The sequence below is a fragment of the Pseudofrankia sp. DC12 genome, assembly GCF_000966285.1.
In the GTDB taxonomy this organism is placed as follows: domain Bacteria; phylum Actinomycetota; class Actinomycetes; order Frankiales; family Frankiaceae; genus Pseudofrankia.
On the sequence record NZ_KQ031391.1, the window covers coordinates 4,935,822 to 4,957,947 of the forward strand.

The 22,126-nt window shown below is 72.0% G+C and carries 18 protein-coding genes; 12 read left to right on the forward strand and 6 right to left on the reverse strand.

From position 1 onward, the window contains the following. Window positions 1-642 precede the first annotated feature (642 nt). The 6 genes from FRADC12_RS19795 to FRADC12_RS19820 all read left to right on the forward strand — a co-directional run bounded on the left by FRADC12_RS19795 (window position 643) and on the right by FRADC12_RS19820 (window position 8,813). Window positions 643-1,602 (forward strand): SGNH/GDSL hydrolase family protein, encoded by a 960-nt coding sequence (locus FRADC12_RS19795; RefSeq protein WP_052711027.1) that lies wholly within the window; start codon window positions 643-645, stop codon window positions 1,600-1,602. Window positions 1,603-2,170: 568 nt separating this feature from the next. Then, window positions 2,171-2,842: an alpha/beta hydrolase gene (locus FRADC12_RS19800; protein ID WP_045877749.1), complete on the forward strand. Its 672-nt coding sequence runs from the start codon at window positions 2,171-2,173 to the stop codon at window positions 2,840-2,842. A gap of 171 nt (window positions 2,843-3,013) precedes the next feature. Continuing rightward, window positions 3,014-4,273: an acetyl-CoA C-acyltransferase gene (locus FRADC12_RS19805; protein ID WP_045877750.1), complete on the forward strand. Its 1,260-nt coding sequence runs from the start codon at window positions 3,014-3,016 to the stop codon at window positions 4,271-4,273. Between the two features lie 47 nt (window positions 4,274-4,320). After that, entirely contained in the window at window positions 4,321-6,528 is a 2,208-nt protein-coding gene (locus FRADC12_RS19810; protein ID WP_084011384.1) for an enoyl-CoA hydratase-related protein, read from the forward strand. Between the two features lie 161 nt (window positions 6,529-6,689). After that, entirely contained in the window at window positions 6,690-7,862 is a 1,173-nt protein-coding gene (locus tag FRADC12_RS19815) for a CaiB/BaiF CoA transferase family protein (protein WP_045877751.1), read from the forward strand. Between the two features lie 186 nt (window positions 7,863-8,048). Beyond that, window positions 8,049-8,813: an SDR family NAD(P)-dependent oxidoreductase gene (locus tag FRADC12_RS19820; protein WP_045877752.1), complete on the forward strand. Its 765-nt coding sequence runs from the start codon at window positions 8,049-8,051 to the stop codon at window positions 8,811-8,813. Between the two features lie 78 nt (window positions 8,814-8,891). Here the strand turns inward: FRADC12_RS19820 and FRADC12_RS19825 are convergent, their stop codons facing one another. Beyond that, entirely contained in the window at window positions 8,892-10,511 is a 1,620-nt protein-coding gene (locus FRADC12_RS19825; RefSeq protein ID WP_232303909.1) for an MDR family MFS transporter, read from the reverse strand. 430 nt (window positions 10,512-10,941) lie between these two features. Here FRADC12_RS19825 and FRADC12_RS19830 point away from each other — a divergent pair, with 430 nt between their 5' ends. Beyond that, window positions 10,942-12,108 (forward strand): TetR/AcrR family transcriptional regulator, encoded by a 1,167-nt coding sequence (locus FRADC12_RS19830; protein ID WP_232303910.1) that lies wholly within the window; start codon window positions 10,942-10,944, stop codon window positions 12,106-12,108. Window positions 12,109-12,231: 123 nt separating this feature from the next. On the opposite strand, the gene FRADC12_RS31570 is transcribed toward FRADC12_RS19830, so the two are convergent. Next, complete coding sequence (locus FRADC12_RS31570) at window positions 12,232-12,372, reverse strand: hypothetical protein (RefSeq protein WP_157488954.1); 141 nt, start codon at window positions 12,370-12,372, stop codon at window positions 12,232-12,234. Between the two features lie 82 nt (window positions 12,373-12,454). Here FRADC12_RS31570 and FRADC12_RS19835 point away from each other — a divergent pair, with 82 nt between their 5' ends. Continuing rightward, window positions 12,455-13,264 carry a class I SAM-dependent methyltransferase gene (locus FRADC12_RS19835; RefSeq protein ID WP_045877753.1) on the forward strand — a complete coding sequence of 270 codons (810 nt, stop codon included), beginning with the start codon at window positions 12,455-12,457 and terminating at the stop codon, window positions 13,262-13,264. 190 nt (window positions 13,265-13,454) lie between these two features. Further along, window positions 13,455-13,577 carry a hypothetical protein gene (locus FRADC12_RS33875; protein WP_255355212.1) on the forward strand — a complete coding sequence of 41 codons (123 nt, stop codon included), beginning with the start codon at window positions 13,455-13,457 and terminating at the stop codon, window positions 13,575-13,577. Between the two features lie 128 nt (window positions 13,578-13,705). On the opposite strand, the gene FRADC12_RS31575 is transcribed toward FRADC12_RS33875, so the two are convergent. From FRADC12_RS31575 to FRADC12_RS19855, 4 genes are all read right to left on the reverse strand, one after another. After that, on the reverse strand, window positions 13,706-14,515 hold the full coding sequence (locus FRADC12_RS31575) for a hypothetical protein (RefSeq protein ID WP_045877754.1): 810 nt from the start codon (window positions 14,513-14,515) through the stop codon (window positions 13,706-13,708). A gap of 250 nt (window positions 14,516-14,765) precedes the next feature. Continuing rightward, window positions 14,766-15,818: an NAD(P)H-dependent amine dehydrogenase family protein gene (locus FRADC12_RS19845; RefSeq protein WP_045877755.1), complete on the reverse strand. Its 1,053-nt coding sequence runs from the start codon at window positions 15,816-15,818 to the stop codon at window positions 14,766-14,768. Window positions 15,819-16,306: 488 nt separating this feature from the next. Continuing rightward, a complete protein-coding gene (locus FRADC12_RS19850) occupies window positions 16,307-17,158 on the reverse strand; it encodes a coniferyl-alcohol dehydrogenase (RefSeq protein WP_157488955.1) in 852 nt (283 codons plus the stop codon). A gap of 54 nt (window positions 17,159-17,212) precedes the next feature. Next, complete coding sequence (locus tag FRADC12_RS19855; RefSeq protein WP_052711029.1) at window positions 17,213-17,746, reverse strand: TetR/AcrR family transcriptional regulator; 534 nt, start codon at window positions 17,744-17,746, stop codon at window positions 17,213-17,215. 216 nt (window positions 17,747-17,962) lie between these two features. Here FRADC12_RS19855 and FRADC12_RS19860 point away from each other — a divergent pair, with 216 nt between their 5' ends. The 3 genes from FRADC12_RS19860 (at window position 17,963) to FRADC12_RS19870 (ending at window position 22,063) form a co-directional block, all read left to right on the forward strand. Next, window positions 17,963-19,180, forward strand: coding sequence for a cytochrome P450 (locus tag FRADC12_RS19860; RefSeq protein ID WP_045877757.1), 1,218 nt, complete (start codon window positions 17,963-17,965; stop codon window positions 19,178-19,180). Between the two features lie 80 nt (window positions 19,181-19,260). Continuing rightward, entirely contained in the window at window positions 19,261-20,733 is a 1,473-nt protein-coding gene (locus FRADC12_RS19865; protein ID WP_045879909.1) for an aldehyde dehydrogenase family protein, read from the forward strand. Between the two features lie 217 nt (window positions 20,734-20,950). Then, entirely contained in the window at window positions 20,951-22,063 is a 1,113-nt protein-coding gene (locus tag FRADC12_RS19870; protein WP_045877758.1) for an ABC transporter substrate-binding protein, read from the forward strand. Window positions 22,064-22,126 lie beyond the last annotated feature (63 nt).

Here is a 22,126-nt window from a genome sequence, read left to right on the forward strand (position 1 = left end):
GGGTGCGGGCCGCGCCCGTCGTCAGCCCGAGACGACGGTTGCGCGCAGCTGACCGCGCAGCTCGATGATCGCCGCGCCTCCGACGGTCCAGGACCTTTCTGGCCCCCGGCGGCGTCCAGCCGTCGTCGAAGGGTCAGGCACCCAGGTGGTGCCGGGAGGCCGAGGCTTGGACTCCGTCGCTGCTCTGGGGGAACGGGAGCTGGCTGGTCATCCTCGCGATCGCGGTGATCGGCTTCGCGATCAGCATTGACAACCTGTCGCGAGAACACAGCCAGTTCAGATCGGAGCGGCTGGTCGCCGACCTCGCCTACGCGCTTGTCGCGGTCCAGCTCCTCGTGGCCGTGGCCGTGGTCGTGGTCGCTTTCGCGCGGGGCTCGGCGCCGGCACCGCGGGCCGTGGGCCGTGGGCGGGTTTGTCCTCGGCGTTGCCGCGCTGGCCAGCATCGCTGCCGGCGGGGGCACGACGTGCTCGCGCAGTCGGGAACAACGCTGGTCGCGGGCTCCTACGTGTGGGCGCAGGCCAGGCGGGTCGCTGTCTCGCGCGGCAAAGTAGCATCAAAAGGACACGTACAGATTTCAACCGATTGCACGGCGGCTGCGTTGATAAGGGTGGAAGAGCCTTCCTTCGGTACGAGGAGCGCCATTGCCCGCCGCGCAGTACAAGCGGTCGCCGCGCGCCGACCGTCCGGCGCCCGAGGACCGCTCCGACCGGCCGGGATGCCCGGACGGCCCCGGCCAGGCCCCGGAGCCCGGCGATCAGGGCCGTGACAGTGCCAGCCGGTCGGCTGGCACTCGCTCGGCGACCCACCAGGGCCGGACCGGGATCGACCTGCTCGCGCTGCTCGGTGCGCTCTCGGGGCTGCGGGCTCGCCGTCGCGCCGAGCTGACCCGGTGGTCGCGCCGGGCCGTTGCGATGCTGGTGGTGATCGTCGCTGTGATCGCGTCCGCGGTCGTGCTGCGCGGCTATCTGCCGGCGGACCCACGGCTGCTGGTGTACGGGGACTCGCTGATGGTCGAGTCGCAGGTGCCCTTCAAGCAGGCGGCCCTGGACGCGGGCGTGCACGCGATCGACCTGCGCGCCTGGAGCGGTACCGCCCCCTGCGACTGGGTCGACGACGTGCCGAGCCAGATCCGCGACTTCCGGCCGACCATCGCCATCCTCGCCTTCTCCGGCAACGAGCCGGCCTGCATGGCCGGCCGTGACCTGCTCACCGGCTACCGCGCGGACGTGACCACGATGGTCGATGAGCTGGTGTCCGCCGGGGTCCCGGTCCGGTTGGTCGAGGAACCGGCCCGCAAGGTCGAAACGGTCGACGCCTCCGGGCGGACCGAGCTCGGCCGGCTGTGGGCCGCGATCGCCGCCGCGACGCCGAACACCCGGGTGGTGCGGGCCGACCTCGCGGTGACCGCGGCCGGCCGGTTCGTCCCGTCCCTGCCGTGTGGCCCGGGGGAGCCGTGTGGCCCGGACGGCCAGATCACCGTCCGGGCCCCCGACGGCGTGCACTTCTGCCCGCATCCCGTCGTGCCGGCCGGGATCTGCGCGGTGTACTCCAGCGGCGCTCGCCGCTACGGCCTCGCGGTCGCCCGGGGCGCCCTCGGGTGATCCCCGGTCGGGTCCGCCGTCTCGACTCGGGGCTTTAACGTTTCACCGAGGTTTCGCGGAAGTATCGCCAAGATCTCTGCCGCGACGAGGCTCGTTGACTTTCTTCACTAGACTGGTGAGCATTGCTGTATGCCCTCCGCCACCGTCCGACCGCCGTTCGGCCGCGTGCCGGCCGCCGTCGTGCGGTCGCGCTCCTGTCCACCGTCGGCGACCTGTTGGATGTCCTGCCCCGACACCCGTTGACGTCCTGACACGCCGCCCTGCGCCGCCTGGTAGCCCTGTCGGGTCGCTCGGATGCAGGGCGTTCTCTTCGTCAGGAGTTCGCCCTGGCGCTACCCCGTGGTGTCGGCGGCCAGGTTTCCCGGGCGCACCGTCGAGACGTGCCCCCGTGTCATCCGCCCCGAGCGGTCGGGGTACCGTCGCCCGTCGCACTGTGTGTCTGGCCACTTCGGCGTGCACGCGCCGCGTTCTCGTCCCACTGGTTCGGACGAGGCCGCGGCCCGCGTACGCCGCCGCGACCGGCATGGGTCGCCTCCGCCGCGGGACTACCAGAAACCAGGAGTGTTCGATGACCCCAACGCTCATTCCGGCCGTGCCGGCCGTGCCGGCCGCCCGGTCCGCCCAGGAGCCGGCGTTCGCGCCGGCGCAGGCCGGCCAGGCCGAGGCCCGCGACCGGCATGCCCGGCTCTGGCGCAGCGCCGAGCCGACCGGCCAGCCGCGCGGCTCGGTCGTCGTGCTGCCCGGCCGGGGCGAGTCGGCGGAGATGTTCGAGCAGCTCGCCTTCCGCCTCTCGCTCGACGGCTACGAGGTGGCCTACCTCGGGCCGGGCGAGGACAGCACGCTCGCCCTCGGCGAGTGCCGGGTCCCCGGCCGGCCGTTCGCGCTGGTCGGCTCGGACACCGGCGCGCTGCGCGCGCTCACCGCCGCCGGCTCGCCGGCGCTGCGCCCCGACGCGCTGGTGCTGCTCGGACTGCCGCTGCTCTACCGTCCCGTCGCCGGCGAGGTCCCGACCGAGCCGCCGCCGCGGGCGCTGCCCGACCTGCCGATCCTGCTCGTGCACGGCGTCGACGACGAGGTCAGCCCGCTGCCCGTCGTGCGGATGACGACCCGCACCGCGCCGCGCGCCCAGCTGGTGACCGTCCCCGGTGGCCACCAGGTGCTTTCCGACCCGAGCTGGCGCGCCGCCGCGGCCCACACGATCGCGTTCCTCGAGGACGTGGCCAACAGTGCGGCCGTGTAGCCCCAGCCGTCGCTGGCCTCAGGTGTCCCGGCCGGCTGTTGGCTCCGGGTCACACGAAGCGCTGGCTCTGGGTGACCCGGCCCGTTGTTGGCCTTGGGTGACCCGGCCCGTTGTTGGCCTTGGGTGACACAGGCGGACGGTGGGTGGTGGCGGGGCGGTACCGTCGCGGTCATGTCCACGACCGGTGCCGCCGAGGCGGTCGTCTACGCCGCGGTCCGTACACCCTGCGGGCGCGGCCGGTCCGGCGGGGCGCTGTACGGCGTCAAGCCGGTGTCCCTGGTCGCGGGCCTGGTCGGCGAGATCCGCGAGCGCAACCCGACGCTCGACCTCGACCGGCTCGACGACCTGGTCCTCGGGGTCGCCACCCCGCTCGGTGACCAGGGCGGCGACCTCGCCCGCGCTGCCGCGCTCGTCGCGGGCCTGCCCGACGATGTCGGCGGCCTCGTCGTCAACCGGATCGGCGCGTCCGGCCTGGAGGCCGTCAACCTGGCCGCCGCCCGGGTCCGCGCCGGCGGCGACGCGCTGCTGCTCGCCGGCGGGGTCGAGTCGATGTCCCGGCTGCCGGCAGGCGTCGACGGCGGCCCCTGGGCGAACGACCCGGCGACGAACTACCTGACCCACTACGTCCCCCCGGGCGTGGCCGCCGACCTGCTGGCGACCGTCACGGGCCTCACCCGGACGGATCTGGACACCTACGCCGCCCGCTCGCGCCAGCGGGCCACCGCCGCCTGGGCCGACGGCCGGTTCGACCAGGCCGTCGTCCCGGTGCGTGACCACGGCCTGCCCGTGCTTGACCACGACGAACGGGTCGGTCCCGTCGGCCCGGGGGAACAGGTGGCGCCCGAGAGGCTCGACGCCGTCGCCGGCTTCCTCGCCCGGCTCGCGCCGGCGTTCACCCAGGCCGGCGAACAGGCCGGCTTCGACGCGGTCGCGCTGCGGCGCTACCACTGGTTGGAGCGGGTCGAGCACGTCCACACGGCCGGGAACGCGGCCGGCGCGGCCGATGGGGCCGCGCTCGTCCTGATCGGCGACGCCGAGGTCGGCGCCGAGCTGGGGCTGCGGCCACTGGCCCGGGTGGTCGGGTCCGCGTCGGCGGGGGCGGAGCCGACGCTCGCGCTCACCGGCGCCGGGGCCGCGACCCGCAAGCTTCTCGCCCGCACCGGCCTGAGCGTCGCCGACGTCGACCTTTTCGAGGTCGACGAGTCCTACGCCGCCGTCCCGCTCGCCTACCAGCGCGACCTCGACGTCCCGGACGATCGGCTCAACGTCAACGGCGGCGGGATCGCGCTGGGCCACCCGCTGGGCGCGACCGGCGCGATGCTGGTCGCCACCGCCGTGGCCGAGCTGTCCCGCCGCGGCGCCCGCCGGGCCGTCGTCGCGCTGTCCGCGGCCGCGGGCATGGGCGTGGCGACGCTGCTCGAACGGATCTGACCGACCCAAGCCCCTCGCGATCCGGAGACGAGACGATGCCCGAGCCGATGTCAGCGCCCGTGCGGCCGACGGTCCCGCCGCCGATGGAGTGGCCCGACCCGGACGGCCCCGCGGCGGCTGCCGACCGGATCGGCGTGATCGGCTGGGAGCGGGACGCCGACGGGATCGTCGTGCTCACCGTCGACGACCCGGATCACGCGGCGAACACCACCAACGCGGCGTTCCGCGCGTCGATGGGCGACGTCGTCGGCCGCCTCGAACGGCACCGGGACTCGATCACCGGGGTCGTCGTGACGTCGGCGAAGAAGACGTTCGTCACCGGGGCCGATCTGCGGGAGCTGGTCCAGCTCGGCCCGGCGGACCGGCTCGCCGCGTTCGAGACGGCCACCGCCGTGAAGGACCAGCTTCGCCGGTTGGAGACGCTCGGGCGCCCGGTGGTCGCGGCATTGGGCGGCGCCGCGCTCGGCGGGGGGCTGGAGATCGCCCTCGCCTGTCACTACCGGATCGCGGCGGACGTGCCCGGCTCCCAGCTCGGCCTGCCCGAGGTCACGCTCGGGCTCGCGCCGTCAGGCGGCGGGATCGTCCGGTCGGTGCGGCTGCTCGGGGTGCGCAGCGCGCTGGTCAACGTGCTGCTGCACGGCCAGCGGTACAGCCCGGCGCAGGCCCGCGCGCTCGGGCTCGTCGACGAGCTCGTCGGTTCCGTGGACGAGCTGCTGCCCGCCGCGCGGGCCTGGATTCAGGCGAACCCGGACGCGGCCGCCCGCTGGGACGTGCCGGGCTATCAGGTTCCCGGCGGCGGGGCGGCACTGGCCGCCGCGCTGCCGGCGCTGCCGGCCGGGCTGCGCCGCCAGGCCGCCGCCGAGGGCGCGCCGGCGGGGCCGGCGATCCTGGCCGCGGCGGTCGAGGGCGCCCAGGTCGACGTCGAGACGGCCTCGGTCATCGAGTCGCGGTACTACGCCGAGCTGGTGACCGGCCCGGTGGCGACGAACATGATCAAGGCCTTCTACTTCGACCTCGGGCGGATCGGGACGGCCGTCCGGCCGGCCGGGCAGCCGCCGGTCGTCGCGCGGACGGCCGCTGTCCTCGGAGCCGGGCCTACCGGCGCCGCGCTCGCGTACGCGCTCGCCAAGGCCGGGGTCGACGTCGTCCTCACCGACGCGACGGCCGAGGCGGCCGCGCTGGGCAAGGGCTACGCCGAGCGGATCGTCGCCGACGCGGTGCGCCGGGGCAGCATCCGGCCACCGGCCGGCGAGGCACTGCTCGCCCGCATCACGCCGAGCGCGGACCAGGCCGCGCTGGCCGGCGCGGACGTCGTCATCGAGGCGACCGACCCGGCCGGTCCCGCCGCGGCCGTCACGCTGACCGCGGCGCGGGCCGCCGTGCCGGGCGCGCTGCTGTGCGTCGCCTCGGCCGCACCGCTGGCGGACCAGCACCCGGCCGGCGCCGACGAGGCGTCCGATGTCGTCGGCCTGTGGCTGGGCGGCCCGGCGGACCGGACTTCACTCGTCGAGATCGTCGTCGGCGGGCGGACCGGCGACGCCGCACTGGCCCGGGCGATCGACCTGGTCACCCAGCTGCGCAAGACCCCGATCGTCGTGCATGAGGCCGCCGCCGGGGGCTTCGGCGGCTCGTTCGTCGGCCGGCTGCTCGGGGCGTTCGCCGCCGAGGGAGCCGCGATGGTCGGGGCCGGGATACCAGCCGCGTCGGTCGAGCAGGCCGGCGCGCAGGCCGGCTTCCCGTCATCCCCGCTGCGGCTGCTCGACGAGCTGACCGGGCCGGCCGTCCGAGCCGCGCTGCCCGACGAGGACGCGGGCGGCGCGGCGGCGGTGCTCGACCGGATGGCCGAGCTCGGCCGGCCGGGACGCCCCGGTGGCGCCGGTTTCTACGACTATGCCGACGGGCGCCCGACCGGCCTGTGGCCAGGCCTGCGGGACCGGTTCGGCGGCAAGCTCGACCCGGCGCGGATCGCGTTCGACGAGCTGGTCGAACGGCTGCTGGTCGCGGTGGCGCTGGCCGGGGCCCGGGCGCTGGCGGACGGCGTGGTGCGCACGGTGGCGGAGACCAACATCGGCTCGCTCACCGGCGCCGGGTTCCCGGCCTGGACCGGCGGCGTGCTCGGCTACGTCAACGGCTTCGCCGGCGGCCCGGCCGGCTTCGTCGCCCGCGCCGGCGAGCTGGCGACCAGGTACGGCGAGCGGTTCGCGCCGCCGGCCTCCCTCGTCGAGCGCGCCGACCGCGGCGAGCTGTACGACTGAGCCCGCGGCGCCGGTCGAACAGTGGACGCGGGTGCGGGCGGGCGGGTAGACCGTTGAGCGGCCGGTGAAACAGCTTGCCGTGGGCCTGATCCGACACCGGGCGGGACCGGGCCGCCCACCGGGGCCGCCACGAGCGTGGTGTGGAGAAGGAGTGACGGCCGATGACGTCTGCCGCCGCACACCCGACGGGTCCGCTCGCCGGGCTGCGGGTGGTCGAGCTCGCCGGGATCGGGCCGGGCCCGCATGCCGCGATGGTGCTCGCCGACCTCGGCGCCGACGTGGTCCGGGTGGAGCGGCCGGCGACCGGCGGCGCGATCCCCGGCGCCCCGGCCACCGGTGACCACCTGCTGCGCGGCCGGCGCTCCGTGGCCCTCGACCTCAAGGACGCCGCCGGCAAGGAACGGCTGCTCGCCCTGGTCGAGCGGGCCGACGTGCTGATCGAGGGCTACCGCCCCGGAGTGGCCGAACGGCTCGGCGTCGGGCCCGACGTGTGCCTGGGCCGTAACCCGCGCCTGGTCTACGGCCGGATGACCGGCTGGGGCCAGGACGGCCCGTGGGCGCACACGGCCGGCCACGACCTGAACTACATCTCCGTCACGGGCGTGCTGCACGCGATCGGGCCGAAGGACGGCAAGCCGGTCGTCCCGCTCAACCTCGTCGGCGACTTCGGCGGCGGCTCGATGTTCCTGCTCACCGGCATCCTCGCGGCGCTGTGGGAGCGGGAGCGTTCGGGCGCGGGCCAGGTCGTCGACGCGGCGATGGTCGACGGCGCCAGCGTGCTCGCGCAGATGATGTGGGCCTGGCGGGCCACCGGCTTCTGGTCCGACGAGCGCGGCACCAACGTCCTGGACGGTGGCGCGCCCTACTACGACACCTACGTGTGCGCCGACGGCCGGCACGTCGCGGTCGGCGCGATCGAGCCGCAGTTCTACGCCGCGCTGCTCGCGGGCCTCGGCCTCGCCGGCGACGCCGGGCTGCCGGGGCAGAACGACCGCGCGGGCTGGCCCGCACTGCGCGCCCGGCTCGCGGCGACGTTCCTGACCAGGACCAGGGACGAATGGGCAGCCGTGTTCGACGGCACCGACGCCTGCGTCACCCCGGTGCTGACGTTCGCCGAGGCCACGACGCATCCGCACCTGGTCGCGCGGGGCACGCTGATGACGCTCGACGGCGTCCGGCAGCCGGCGCCCGCGCCCCGGTTCTCCCGGACCGTGGCGGCCGTGCCGTCTTCGCCGCCGGTGACGGGTGGCGACACCGAGGCGGTCCTCGCCGACTGGCTCGGCGCTTCGGCGGTTTCCGCTGGTTCGGCGGAGGTGCCCGGGTTGTCCTCCTGACCCGACCTGGCTGAACTGGGTTGGACTGGTCGCCGGGCGGCGCCCTGCGGGTGGCCTTCGCGGCTGGTGACGGGCGAGGTCGGCGCTGGTTGGCGACGTCCCCAAGCTTTGCGAGTGAGTGCTTATCAGAATGGTCGAGGCTCGTGGCGACGCACGAGGCCATCGGAGGCACGGAAGGCGGAGCACGTGGAGATAGCGGGCGCGACAGCGGTCGTCACCGGCGGCGCGTCGGGGCTGGGCCTGGCGACGGCCAAGCGGTTGCACAAGGCTGGCGCGAGCGTCGTCCTGCTCGACCTGCCGGCCAGCGCGGGCGAGAAGGCCGCGACCGAGATCGGCGAGCGGGCCCGGTTCGCCCCGGCGGACGTCACCGACGCCGCCGCGGTCACTGCGGCCCTCGACCTGGCCGAGGAACTGGGCGCGCTGCGGGTGGTGGTCAACTGCGCGGGCATCGGGCCGCCGACCCGGGTGCTCGGGCGTAGTGGCGTGCACCCGCTGGAGGCCTTCGCCAAGGTGATCAACGTCAACCTGGTCGGGTCGTTCAACGTGCTGCGCCTGGGCGCGGAGCGGATCGCCCGAGCTGAGCCGCTTCCGGGCAACGAGCGCGGAGTCATCGTCAACACGGCGTCGGTCGCCGCGTTCGACGGTCAGATCGGTCAGGCCGCCTACTCGGCGTCCAAGGGCGGAATCGTCGGCATGACGCTGCCGATCGCCCGCGACCTCGCTGACAAGCTGATCCGGGTGGTGACCATCGCTCCCGGCCTGTTCAAGACGCCGCTGCTGGCGAGCCTGCCGGAGGCCGCTCAGGAGTCGCTGGGCAGCCAGACCCCGCATCCCAGCCGGCTGGGCGACCCGGACGAGTACGCCGCCCTGGTTGAGCACATCGTCGCCAACCCGATGCTCAACGGCGAGGTCATCCGCCTCGACGGCGCCATCCGGATGGCCCCGCGTTAGGTCGGCTTGGCCCGGAACCCTGGTGGGGCGGCCGACAGCCGTCGGCCGCCCCACCGCTTCGGTTCCTCGCTGGGGCCATTAGTCCGCGAGGACGGCGGGGTATGCAGTGTCCTCGGACGGGCGTGGCGCGGGCGTCGCACCGGCTTCGGCGGCGGCTGCGGGCTGACCGTCGCCCTCGGCTCCGGCGAGCCGCTTCGGGATCAGGAACGCCAGCGGAACCGAAAGCACCGAGAAGATCACCGGCAGCCAGAAGGTCGTGCCGAAGGCGGTGGCCAGCCAGGCAGGCCCATCCCCGCCGCCGGAGGCCGCCGTTGCCACTCCGCCCGCGCCCGAATGGGAGCGGATCTGGGTGGCGAGGACGACCGCGAGAACGGCCGTGCCGATCGAGCCGCCGATCTGCTGCAGGATGCGCGAGGTGGTCGTCGCCCGCGGGATCTGGTCGTGGCGCAGACCGTGGTAGGTCGCTGTCATCGTCGGAATCATCGCGAGCGCCATGCCGACGCCCCGCACCGCCAGGGAGGCGCCGAGCAGCCACTCGCTCGGGTTGTGCCCCGCCTGGGTGTAGGCCACCGAGCCCAGCGCGGTGAGCACCAGCCCGACGGTCACCATCCCGCGGGCCGACAGCCGGTTCGCCCTGGGTGCGACAAGGATCAGCCCGATCCCCATCCCGAGGCCCTGCGGGGCGAGCAGCAGGCCGGCCCCGGTCGCGTCCCGGCCGCGAACGACCTGTTCGAACAGCGGCGTCAGGAACATGGCGCCGTACAACGACATGCCGAACAGGAACATCAGCCCGGTCGAGCCGAGGAAGGCATGGTTGCGCAACAGGCGAAGGTCGATGATCGGCTCCGCTCGGGTGTGCAGAGCGTGCAGGACGAACAGGGCGAGCAGCGCGACGCCGATGAGCAGCGGGACGAGAACCTGGGTGTGCGCGAAGTTGCCCTTGCTGCCGGCCTCCGAGAATCCGTACACGGCGATGGCGAGACCGGGGGAGAGCAGCGTCAGTCCCAGGACGTCGAGTGGATGTCGTTCCTCCTGCCGGCTGTCTGGCAGTACCCGGAACGCCAGGATGATCGCGACGATGCACACCGGAATGTTGATCAGGAAGATCCACTGCCAGCTGATGCTGTCGATGATCACGCCACCGATGACCGGGCCGAGAATCGGGGTCAGGATCGCGGGAACGGAGATCGCCGCCATCAGCTTGGGCAGCTGAGACGGTCCCGCGGCCTGCGCGAGGATCGTCTGCATCAGCGGCAACAACAGGCCGCCACCCAGGCCCTGCAGAATGCGGAACCCGATCAGGCTTCCTGCCGACCAGGCCAGTCCGCACAGCGTCGAACCGACCAGGAACAGCGCCAGCGACAGGATCCACATCCGCTTGCCGCCGAACCGCTCCACCGACCAGCCGGTCAGCGGGATCACCATCGCCAGCGCCAGCAAGTACCCCGTCGAGACCCACTGGATCGTCGAGACGCCGACGTTGAACTTGCGTCCCAGCGTGTCGATGGCGACCGAGGTGATCGTCGCGTCAAGCTGCACAGCCACGACGCCGACCAGGATGACGAGAGCCAGCCGGACAAGCGCCGGGTCGAGCTTGTCTGACTTCGGGGGGGACCCGGCCACGGCGGCTACGGCGGCCGGATCCTCGGTTGCCACGCTCTGGGCTGGCACTGGTGTCTCGGGTGGTGGCGAGCTCATCGGGCCTCTCCGTGGGGCGGGGCGCCTCTGCCGTCGCTGTCGGCGGGCCGGGCGGTGTTGGAACCTGATCGGTGCCGGGCGGTCTCAGGCCGGTGCTCTGCTGAGCCGGTTGCCAATGTCCGCCCGCGCCACAGCTGCCGGATAGCGGATTCTGCCCGCCGGTGGCCTGCTGACCGGGCAGGCTCTGCTGCCTGTGAGGGTGTGCTGCCACGCGGGTTTGCTGCCGTGCGCGTTCTGCGGTGCGAGTTGCTGGCGAGCGGGGAGGGCCGGCCCTGGCCGAGCGGACCGATACAGCGTATCGCTAGCCGATACGGTGTATCAACTGTGGCTCGCCGGGTGGGCCGGTGGGCCATCCGGCGGGTGGCCCGAGCTGGGCCACGCGGACCGACGGAAGCCGGACGCCGGCGAGCCGGCTCCGTATCCTTGGAGGATGCGAGGCCACGCGGACCAGCCCCGCACGCCGCCTGCCGCCACGGCCGGGTCAGACCCGGTCGCCGGCATGGTCGGTTCCCACCCGCTCGACCAGCCTGGACAGCCGAGTGGACCGGTGTCGTTCGGCCGCTCCGCCGACCTGACCGGGCCAGTAGGCGGCCCACCCGACCCGGACCTGCCTACCGCGGCGGGGACCGGCGGGAACAGGGCCGGCCGGCCGCGGGGGACGGGCACCGCCGGCCGGCCGGCGGCCAGCCGGCGCGCGGGCGACGACGCGCGGGCGCTGTTGGACTGGCATGGCCGGCGCCGTCGGCGCGGTGTCCCGTCGGGCTCGCCCACGTCCGCGCCGGGCGCGCTCGACCCCTCCGGCGACGAGGCGCTCGGTTCATTGTGGTTCCGGCCGGAGCCCGCAGGACGGCCGGCGTCGCTGACGCGGGAGGCGATCGTCGCCACGGCGTTGGAGCTCGCCGACGCCGAGGGCATCGACGCGGTCTCGATCCGACGGGTCGCCGGGGTGCTCGGTGCGCGGCCTATGAGTCTGTACTCCCATATCGGCCGCAAGCAGGACCTGATCGACCTCATGGTCAACGAGGCGATCGGCGAATGCCTGGTCCCGGGCCAGCTGCCGACGGACTGGCGGGATGCGCTTCGCCTCATTTCGATCCATGTCCGGGCCGGAGCCCGCCGTCACCCGTGGATGCTTTCGGTGGCCGCCACCCGCGCCGCCCTCAGCCCGAACGCACTGCGCAACTTCGAACAGTCCCTCGCGGCCCTCTCCAGCCTGGATATCGACCGAGAGCGCAAGATCGCAATCTTGTTCGCTGTCGACACCTACACGGTTGGCCAGGTCGTCCGGGAGATTGCCAGCCGACGTCCCGCGTTCGACGAGATTCCCGCGTCGGGTGCCGCTTCGACCGCTGACCAGGCCGATGTGACGGGGCCGGCGGGGATGAAACCGGCTGGTCACTCGAAGCTGCGCGGGGCCGAGGGCTACCTGCGCCGGCTGGTCGAGACGGGCGAGTATCCGCACATCGCCGAGTTCGGCATCGACTCGGTGATCCGCGTCCATGAGTTCGAGACCGACGCCGCCGAGCGCCGCTTCTTCGACGGCCTCACCTGGCTCCTCGACGGCATCGCCGCCACGCTGAGCGCCGACGACTGCTGACGTCGCCGACACGGGACGGTGCGCCAAATCCTGCTCGATCTCCGCCTCACCGGCACGGATCTGGTCTCGCGGCCAGAAGTCGGCCGGTGGCCGGGGCACTCTCTGCCTCGAATCGCCTCTCGGTCAGTGCTTGAAGACGTTCAGCTCTGCCGGCCGCGTCTCCAGCACGTCACCCTTCGCGCCGCCGACGCCGAAGTAGTCGGGGACCTCCTCGGCGACACCGCGCGAGGTCAGATCGTTGGCCGAGCCGACCCTCTGTCCCATATAATGAGACGACAGTCTCGTGATGTAGGATGATTCTCGTCCGGGAGCGGGGTAGTTCGATGGGCACGGGAAGGCGGACGGGATGGTGACTCCGGCCAACACCTACACGCACGGCCACCATGAGTCGGTGCTGCGCTCGCACCGCTGGCGGACGGCCGAGAACTCGGCGGCGTACCTGCTGCCGAGGCTGCGGCCCGGGATGACCCTGCTCGACGTGGGCGCCGGGCCTGGCACGATCACCGTCGACCTGGCCGAGCGTGTCGCGCCGGGGCACGTGACCGCGGTAGAGGTCAGCGAGTCCGCGCTCGACCTGAGCAGGGCGGAGGCGGCACGCCGCGGCACTCAGAACATCACCTTCGTCGTCGCGGACGTCCACGCGCTGCGGTTTCCCGATGGTTCTTTCGACGCCGTGCACGCGCACCAGGTCCTCCAGCACGTGGCCGACCCGGTGCTGGCACTGCGTGAGATGCGTCGGGTGAGCCGGCCGGGCGGGGTCGTCGCCGCCCGCGACGGCAGCTACGGCGACTTCAGCTGGACGCCGCGTCCCCCCGAACTCGACGAATGGCTCGACCTGTACCTGCGCACTGCCCGTGCCAACGGCGGCGAGCCGGACGCGGGGCGTCACCTCGCCGGCTGGGCCCGGGAGGCCGGCTACGCCGAGGTCACGGCCACGACCAGTGACTGGGTGTATGAGTCCGACGCCGACCGGCGTTGGTGGGGCGAGATGTGGGCCGACCGGATTCTGCGCTCGGACATGGCCGGCCAGGCACTGGCGCATGGGCTGGCCGGCCAGGACGACCTGGAACGGATCTCGCGGGCGTGGCGGGTGTGGGCGGCGACGCCGGGAGCGTCGATCACGATCCCGAATGGCGAGATCCTCGCGATCGCCTGACCGGCGTCCGAACCTGGCCGCTGCCGGCATGGCGGTTCAGGTGGGCGATGACCTCCCGGCCGCGGCGCACCGCGTAGAGGTTTGCCCTCGTTCCGATGAGTCCCGCGCTGCGTCGCGGTCTCAGGGGGTGGCGGCTGACCCATGGCCACCGCTGGTTGGCTCTGAACCGCGACGCTGGCTGGAGGTAGGTATGGCCAAGCTGATCTCCTCGACGATCTGCTCGCTGGACGGCTACGTCGAGGATGAAGAAAACGAGCCGAGCCGAGGCGCCGCGGAGCCAGACCACTCGGTGCGCAAATCCGAGCGCTCGTGACTCCGGCTGGGCTCGGCCAGCAGGCGGTCGCCCGGCTGGGCCGCGAGGCGGTCGTGCGGGGGCAGCGCGACGCCGGACCTGACTGACCGTGACGGGCTCACGGGCCGGCGCGGTCTCAGGCGGCCCGGTCAGCCATGGCGTCGCGAGGAGTCGACGCCGGGCATCTGGTCCATCCGTCCGGCCATGACGTCCGAGGCGGCCTCCAGGCTCGTCGACGCCGGGAAGCCGGTGCTAGCCGGCGATTCCGTGCGGGCGACCGCCGGCGGTGCCGAGCGGGTCAGCTCCTCGTCGTAACCGATGCCTGCATCGTCCTGCTGGCCGGGGCCGGGGCGGTACCTGCGGGCCGCGACGGCGGCCGCCGCGCCGCCGCCGACCAGCAGCACCGTGACCAGGCCGCGGCGGCGCCGCCGGTGCGCCCGGGCCAGCTTCCCCTCGGCCTTCGCGAGCCGGGTCTCCAGCATCCGCCTGGCCTTGTCGGCCCGCTCCTGGGCCTTCTGCTCGGACCGGATGGCCCGGCCGGACCGGGCCTTCTCGACCCGCGGCTCGGTCGCCCCGCGGGCGTGCTCGGCCGAGAGCTCCGCCGCGCCGCGCGCCTTCTCGATCCGCCGGGCGGTGCGGCCGGAGACGGCCGCGGCGTTGGACACCATCCTGACCGCCGTACGGGCCGGGACCTTCGTCGTCCTGCTGGCCTGCCGGCTGGCCGCGTCGACACCGGTGCCCGAGGTGCCGGGCACCTTGCTGGCCAGCGCGCTGCCGGCATCCCGGGTGGCGGCAGCGGCGGTGCGTCCCGCCTGAGCCGCCCCGTGGCCGGCCTTCACCGTGGCGTCGGCGGCGGCGTGCCCGGCACGGTCGGCGGCGGAGCGCGCCGCACCGGGAATCCCGCTCACCGGGACCGCCTCGGTGACGTGCGAGAGCCGGTCCTTGATCGTGGTACTCATCGGTGTCCCTTCCTGGCGTGCGCGGGCGTGGGGCCGTGCGGGGCCGGGGTGGGTGACCCTGCCGCTGGCCTCCAAGATCTGACGACCTTGCCCTACCCTGCGTCGGGGCCAACCAACATTTCCACGCTCCGTAGTGCCGCGCTCTCCCTCGCCGCGCGCAGGCCGTCGGCGCGCCAGCGGGGGCGAAGGTGACCGGCTCGGGCTCGTACCAGCACTACACCGGGCCGGTGAAGTGTCCGTTCCTTCCGCGTCAGGCCCGCCGGGCGTTGCGGGTGTAGTAACGGGGGAGGTCGAGTGGCCCCTTGAGCCCCGGCGTGGCCGCGCAGACGGCGGGGATCGCGTTGATCGCCGTCTGCGCGGTCATCAGCCGGCCATCCTCACCGTCGAAGTTGAGCTCCAGCGTGTAGCTCGGGCTGCCCTCCACCACGATGCGGTACGAGAGATCGCCAGGACCGTTGGGGGCCGGGAACTGCGGCCCGGCGTCGCGGGCGACCCGGTCGGAGTGCTCGGCGATCGCGATCGGCCGGCCGCCGGACAGGGCCTGGAGCTGGAAATAGACCACCGAGGCGGTCCCAGCCTCCACAATGCCGAAGCCGGTCTCGACGTCGTGGTCGACGCTGCCGGACTCGAAGACCACGTTCCAGTCTTCGATCTCGACGTCCAGCACGTCGGCGATGTGCATCAAGGTCGGTCCCCACGCATGCTTGAGGAACCCGCCGGTGATCAGGAGGGGCTCGTTGTCCAGCGGCTTACCGAACCCGAAGTACTCCCGGCTGGCGAGCTCGGCTGTGTAGCTGCCCCACCAGCCGACCTCCTGCACCCGCACGCAGTCGACCCGGTCGGCGCAGGCCAGCGCGGCGATGGCAAGGTCAGTGGTGGCCCAGCCCGGGTCGATGCCGGTGAAGAACGCGGTGCTGTTGCCCTTCTCGCAGGCTTCGAGCGCCGGCTTCCCGAACTCCGGCGGCATCTGTGGCGGGTATGCCCAGGGCAGCACCGAGATCGTCACCGCGTTGGTGCCGCGTTCGAGGAAGCGGCACACATCCTGGACGCTCTGCATCTCGCGCCCCACGGTGTCCCCGAAGTAGGACAGGCAGTCGGCGTTCAGCGCGAACAGCTCGTCCCAGTCGTTGGTCGCCCGGACGCCGGTGTCTGGCATGCCGCATAACGCGCCGGCATCGACTCCGACCTTCCCGGGCGACCATACGTACTGGCCGACCAGCTCCAGGTCGGGGTGGTTCAGGACACCTTTCAGCCCGGCCACGCCGATACGGCCGGTTCCACAATGCACGACGCGATACGTCATGCCACCTCCTACGCGTGGGGATGACGCCGGCTATGCGGTAGTGAGCCGCCGGGCCGGCCCGAGGCTCTCGTATGCCGTCCCCGCAGTCAAGGCCCAGGGAGCGTCCAGCCAAGATCGCCATCCGCCGCCGCGGGAACGCCGCGTCGGCGTCGACGGGCCGCGGGTACCCAGGACTGCCCCTGTCCCTGCCCCGCCGGTCACGCGGAAATCGCCTTCGCCCCGACCGCGCTCTTGAGGTCCGCGAACAGCGCGCTGCACCGCTGCACCTGCGGTTCGAGCCGCAGCAGGTGGGTGTGCTGGGGCCTTCGAGGCGCAGGTGCACCGGGGTCGTCCCCGGATGCGCCGCCAGCACCAGCCGCAGTTCCTCGACCAGCGGCGTTGTGATCTTGCGAGTCGAGAGTGTGATCATTACGGGTGGGCCATCGAGGCTTCCGGTGACCCCCCGCCGCCGAGGCCGCGCTGTCCGTCGCCGGAACGCTGGGCCCGACTCACTTCCTGGCGGCCAGGAGCGCGTGGACGTCGATCGCTCCGGTCAGGACTCCCGGCCCGAACCCGCCATCGACGACGAGGTTCAGCCCGGTGATGTAGCTCGCGGCGTCGCTGTTGAGGAACGCCAATGGCCAGCCCATCTCCTCGGGCCGCGCCTTGCGGTGCATCGGCCCCTCGAAGGCCCGCATGAAGTCGACACCGGCGACCTTTTCGAAATCAGGCATCATCGGGGTCACCGTCTGCCCTGGACTGAGGCAGTTCAACCGAACACCAGCATCCACGAAATGAAGGGCACGCGTCATCGTGTATACGATGATCGCCTCCTTCGAGAAGGTGTAGCCGTCACCGACGGTGTCGAGGTGGCTTTCGCACCAGGACATCGCCCCGCCGAAACCGCCGGTCTCTAAAAGCTCGTTTATCGGGGTCAGGTTCCGCTGGAACTGCAGTCCCGCGACCGAGGAAATAACGGCGATCGCGCCACCACCGGGGACCAGTGGCCCCACACCGTCCACTACGGCTCGCATAGCCGCGAAGTTGACTTTCATGACGTCGAGGGCCGGGTGGGTCATCGGCAACCCGGCGCAGTAGAAGACGGCATGGAAAGGACCCTCCAGCGAGGCAAGCCACGCGTCGATCTCACCTGGATTCCGGAGATCACAGCTGGTAAAGCTGGCGAGGTCGGCATCGGGCTTCTTGTAGTCGACTCCGTGAACCTCCCCACCGAGACGCTGGACGATGCGAACGGTCGCCGCGCCCATACCGGAGGAACAGCCCACCACGAGCGTGCGCTTGCCGTCGTAACGGAACAGGTCTGCCATCGTGTCCCCTTGCTCGGCTTCCACGTTGCTCACTTCTCCTTCGCGTCAGGGTGCCTCGTACGCGCGTTTGCCCGGCGACCGGGCAGGTCAGTGCTCCCCGAGGGTCGGCGCGACGACCTCACCGAGGATTCGCGTCAGGTGCAGGATGAGGGCCTCGTCGTCGAGTTCGCTGACGGACTGCTGGGCGACGGCGCTCACGATCGCGGCCACCACGACCGCTCCGCGGACGAGGCCCTCGGCGCCAGCCTCGCCACCCGCGACCAGCCGGTCAAAGCGGCGGCGCAGCGTCCGCAGCTGTTCGTCCTGCGCCACGAGGCGGACGATGACCGGGTCGAGGTGGATTCTGGTGAAGGTCCGCCGCCCCTCGACGGCGAGCCCGACCAGGCGGGGAATCAGCACCTCGAGCGCGTCCGCCCGCGACCGGGCGGCTTCGATCTCCTCCGCCTCGTCGATGGCCGCATAGAACTCGGCGAACGCGCCCGCGCAGGCAGCGGCGACGATGGCGTCCTTGGTCTTGTAGTAATAGTAAACCGCGGCCTTTGCCACGCCCAGCTTATCGGCGATCATCTGCAGCGACGTTCCGTCGACGCCGTGCTCGGCAATCAGATCGCTGGCGGTCACCAGGATGCGTGACCGCAAGGATTTCCGGCCGCTGGCGATGGCCGCCTGAGCCTCTCCCACATCCTGAACGCTAGCCGGCCTGCTGGACATTTGCTAGCCGTACGGCTAAAAATTCCCTGTGCGCTCGGCCCGGACTGGTCAGGTGAACAGGGATGATCAGGTGGACGGCAGTCTCCAGGTCGTGGCGACAGGTTGGTTCGCACGAGAGGAGGACGCGTGGCGAGGGTAGACAGCAGACCGGGGCTACATGACCCGAGGCTCTATGACAGCGGGTATCCATACGAGCTCTTCCGCCGCTTACGGGACGAGGCCCCGGTCTCCCATCACGAGCATCCGGGCTATGCGGGCGGGTACTGGGCCGTGGCCCGGCATGCCGATGTGCAGGCCGTGTCGCGGGACTCGGCGACTTGGTCCAACGCGCCGAGCCCGTTCATCCACACGGCTCCCGGCCGGCCGGCCGAGCCGGAGCTGTCCTTTCTCCTGGACCTCGACGGCACGGACCACACGGAGATGCGGCGGCTGGTCAGCAGAGCCTTCACGCCGCGACGCGTCGGCGAGCTGGAAGACCGGCTCCGCCAGCGGATGGAGTCGATCACCGATTCACTCCGGGGGCGCACCGGCGCCGATCTGGTGGGCGACCTCGCGATGTGGCTCCCGCTGCACGTGATCGGCGACCTCATCGGGATTCCGGAGTCCGACCGGATGATGGTCTTCGAGTGGTCGGAGCGGCTCGCGGGATTCGACCCGGCGGTGACCCCCGCCGAGTCGGCCCGCGCGATCGAGGAGCTCTTCGAGTACGCCGAGCACCTCGGCGGCCTGCGACGGGATGCTCCCCAGGACGACCTGCTGTCGATCCTCGCGACGGCCGAAGTCCGCGGCGGGCGGTTGACCTACCACCAGCTCGGCTACTTCTTCCTGCTGCTGTCCAGCGGCGGCGCCGACACGACAAGGAACCTCGTCGTGTCCGGCACCGCGGCGCTGCTACAGCACCAGCACGAGTTTGAACGGCTTCGCGACAGCGCCAGCCTCCTGCCCTCGGCGATCGAGGAGCTGCTTCGGTTCACGTCGCCGTTGATGTACTTCTGCCGGCAGGCGCGCGTCGATACCAGCATCGGCGGTGTGGCAATCCCGGCGGGCGACCGGGTGATGCTGTGCTATCCGTCGGCGAACCGTGATGAGCGGACCTTCGACGCTCCAGACGACCTCGACATCACCCGGTCACCCAACGACCACATCGCGTTCGGCGGCGGCGGCCCTCACTTCTGTCTCGGCGCGAACCTCGCCCGTGTCGAAGCCCGAGTGATCTTTGACGTGATCCTCGCCCGCTTTGAGGGTCTTGAGCTGGCGGCCGATCCGGCGACGCTGCGCCGCAATCATCACAACATGGTCCAGGGGTTCCTCGAGATGCCGGTCACGTGGTCGGCGATCCGTTAGCCCGGCGGGACGCGAGTACCGGCGCCCGCCACTCCGGCGGCACCCCGAACGTTTTGCGCAACAGCCTCGAGGAGACAGGCATGGCCACGCCCGCAGTTCATCCCGAACACCGCATGCTCATCGACGGCGGGCTCGTCGAGGCCGACGACGGGCGGAGATTCGCGAACATCAACCCGGCGACGGAAGAGGAGATCGGCCAAGTCGGCGACGCGTCCGCGGCCGAGATGCGGCGCGCCATCGCCGCGGCCCGGCGTTCCTTCGACACGTCCGACTGGTCGACGAACCGCGCGCTGCGCAAGCGCTGTCTCGAGCAGCTTCAGTCCGCGCTCGAGGACGAACGCGAACAACTGCGGGAGCAGCTGATTCTCGAGGTCGGCTGTCCACGGATGACTACCCACGGACCGCAGGTCGACTGGCCGGTCGACGCGGCGCTGCGCTACGCGGCCAAGCTCCTCGACGAGTTCCCGTGGGAGATCGAGCTGCCCGACGGGAAGGACCACCATGGCAGGCCGAACCGCCGACGCATCTGGAAGGAGCCCGTTGGTGTCGTCGGCGCCATCGTCCCGTGGAACTACCCGTTCGAATTGACCATCAACAAGATCGGCCCGGCGTTGGCCGCGGGCAACACCGTGGTGCTCAAACCCGCTCCCGACACGCCGTGGAACGCCACGCTGCTGGGCCGGATCATCGCCGAACGGACGGATTTCCCCGCCGGGGTCGTGAACGTCGTCACGTCGTCCGACCACCTCGTAGGTGAGGAGCTCACCCTCTCGCCACAGGTCGACATGATCTCCTTCACCGGCTCGACCCAGGTCGGCAGGCGCATCGCGGAGAAGGGCGCGGCGACGATGAAGCGCATCTTCCTGGAGCTCGGGGGAAAGTCAGCCACGATCTTGCTCGATGACGCGGACTTCGACACCGCGCTGCTGTCCGGGTTGTCTGTCTGCTACCACGCGGGGCAGGCCTGCGCGGCGGGCACCCGGATGCTCGTGCCCCGGCACCGCCACGACGAAGCCGCGGCGAAGCTGCGCGGATTGTTCGCGGGGGTGCGCTACGGGGACCCGCAGCGCGCGGACGTCCTCATGGGCCCGTTGATCTCGGCCCGGCAGCGCGACCGGGTGCTCGGATACATCGAGAAGGGCACGGCCGAGGGAGCCACCCTCGCGGTCGGCGGCAGCTGGCCGGCCGGCCAGCCGAAGGGCTGGTATGTCGAGCCGACGCTGTTCGTGGACGTCGACAACGACATGACCGTCGCCCGGGAGGAGATCTTCGGGCCGGTGCTCTGCCTGCTCGCCTACGAAGGCGACGACGAGGCCGTCCGGATCGCCAACGACAGCGTCTATGGCCTGGCCGGCAACGTGTTCGGCTCGCGGGACCGCGCCATCGCCGTCGCCCGCCGTCTCCGCGGCGGGATGATCAGCGTTAACGGCGGCGCGGCCCACGGCCCGGACATGCCCTTCGGTGGCTACAAACACAGCGGCCTCGGACGCCAGAACGGCATCGAGGGCTTCGCACAGCACCTGGAGACCAAGTCCGTCGCCTGGCCGGAGTGAGCGGCCTCGACCGTCCCACCGGACCCCCGAGACCGACGCCGTCATGCCGTCGCGGCCGGCTCGCCGAGGCCCGCGGCGGGCCGGCGGCTCCGCGGCCACTGCTTCGGCCGGGAGCTGATGTTCCATCCCGGCGTGATGACGCCGCTGGTTCCGGGGCCAGCACCAACAGGGTTCCAGCGGGCAGGGCCGGCCCTGCCCGCGCGGGAGGAGACAGCTGATGTCCTATGAGAGCCGTGCCGAGCCGATCAAGCTCGGTTACCTCTTCGATTTCTTGCATCCGGATGACTATCCGCAGGAACGGCGGGACAACCTGCGGCAGTCCTTCGAGCTTGTGTTCAGCGAGGGCCTCAAACAGGGAATCATCGACCGGCCGGTGGAGATCATTCTCCGGGAGGTCGAGGGGCTGCCCAAGGGATCAGTCAAGGCGGTGATCGACGCCTACGGCGAACTGGTCGACGAAGGCTGCCTCGCCGTCTTTGGGCCGGTCATCAGCGACAACTGCGTTCCCACCCGGGAGGCGATCGAGCAACGGTTCCACGTCCCGGCGATCAGCGTCGCGGGCTCCGAGGACTGGCTGGGCGAGTGGACGTTCGCGCTCCCGCAGGGGTCCATGACCGACGAGCCGATCTTCTGGGCGCAGCTGCTGGCCCAGGGCGGGCATGCGGAGGTGGGCTGCCTTGTCGAGCAGTCGCTCATCGGCGATTCCTACATCAGGAACTTTCGCCGGGCGTGTGTCGCTCAGAGCATCCGGATCGTCGCCGAGGAGCGGATCGCCCAGACAGCGCAGGACGTCGGAGCCGCAGTCCGCAAGGTGTACCAGGCGAAGCCGACGGCGCTCGTGCACTGCGGCTTCGGCTTCGGCGTGGTTCAGGTCAACCCGGCACTGGAGGCGCTGGGCTGGGACCCGCCGCGGTTCATGGGCACGGCGTTTCAGACCGCCTGGGTCAGCCCCGTACTGTGGAACGCGATCCTTGGCTGGACCGGCCTCGACCAGTACGACGAAGGAAACCTCGTCGGCCAGCGTTTCCTCGACCAGTTCGAAGGGGCCTACGGGCGGCGTCCGCAGTACTGCGTGCCTGTTGTCAACCACGACCTGGCCACGGTGCTGCTGCACGCATTCGCCGACGCCCATCCGTTGAGCCCGCGGGGAGTGAAGGAAGCGCTCGAGCGGGTCAAGATGCTGCCCGCCGCGTCCGGTGCGCCTGGCACCCGGCTGTCGTTCGGGAAATGGACCCGCCGAGGCTGGATGGGTGCGGGGTACCTCGTGGCGCGGCGGCTGGACCCGGACGGCGTGAGCTCCCATCTCGTGAGCCGTTTCGGACAGGAGTGAGCTGCGAGCCGGGACATCCTGGCGGCCGGTGGCGGGCCTCCCACCGGCCGGCTCGACGCCGCC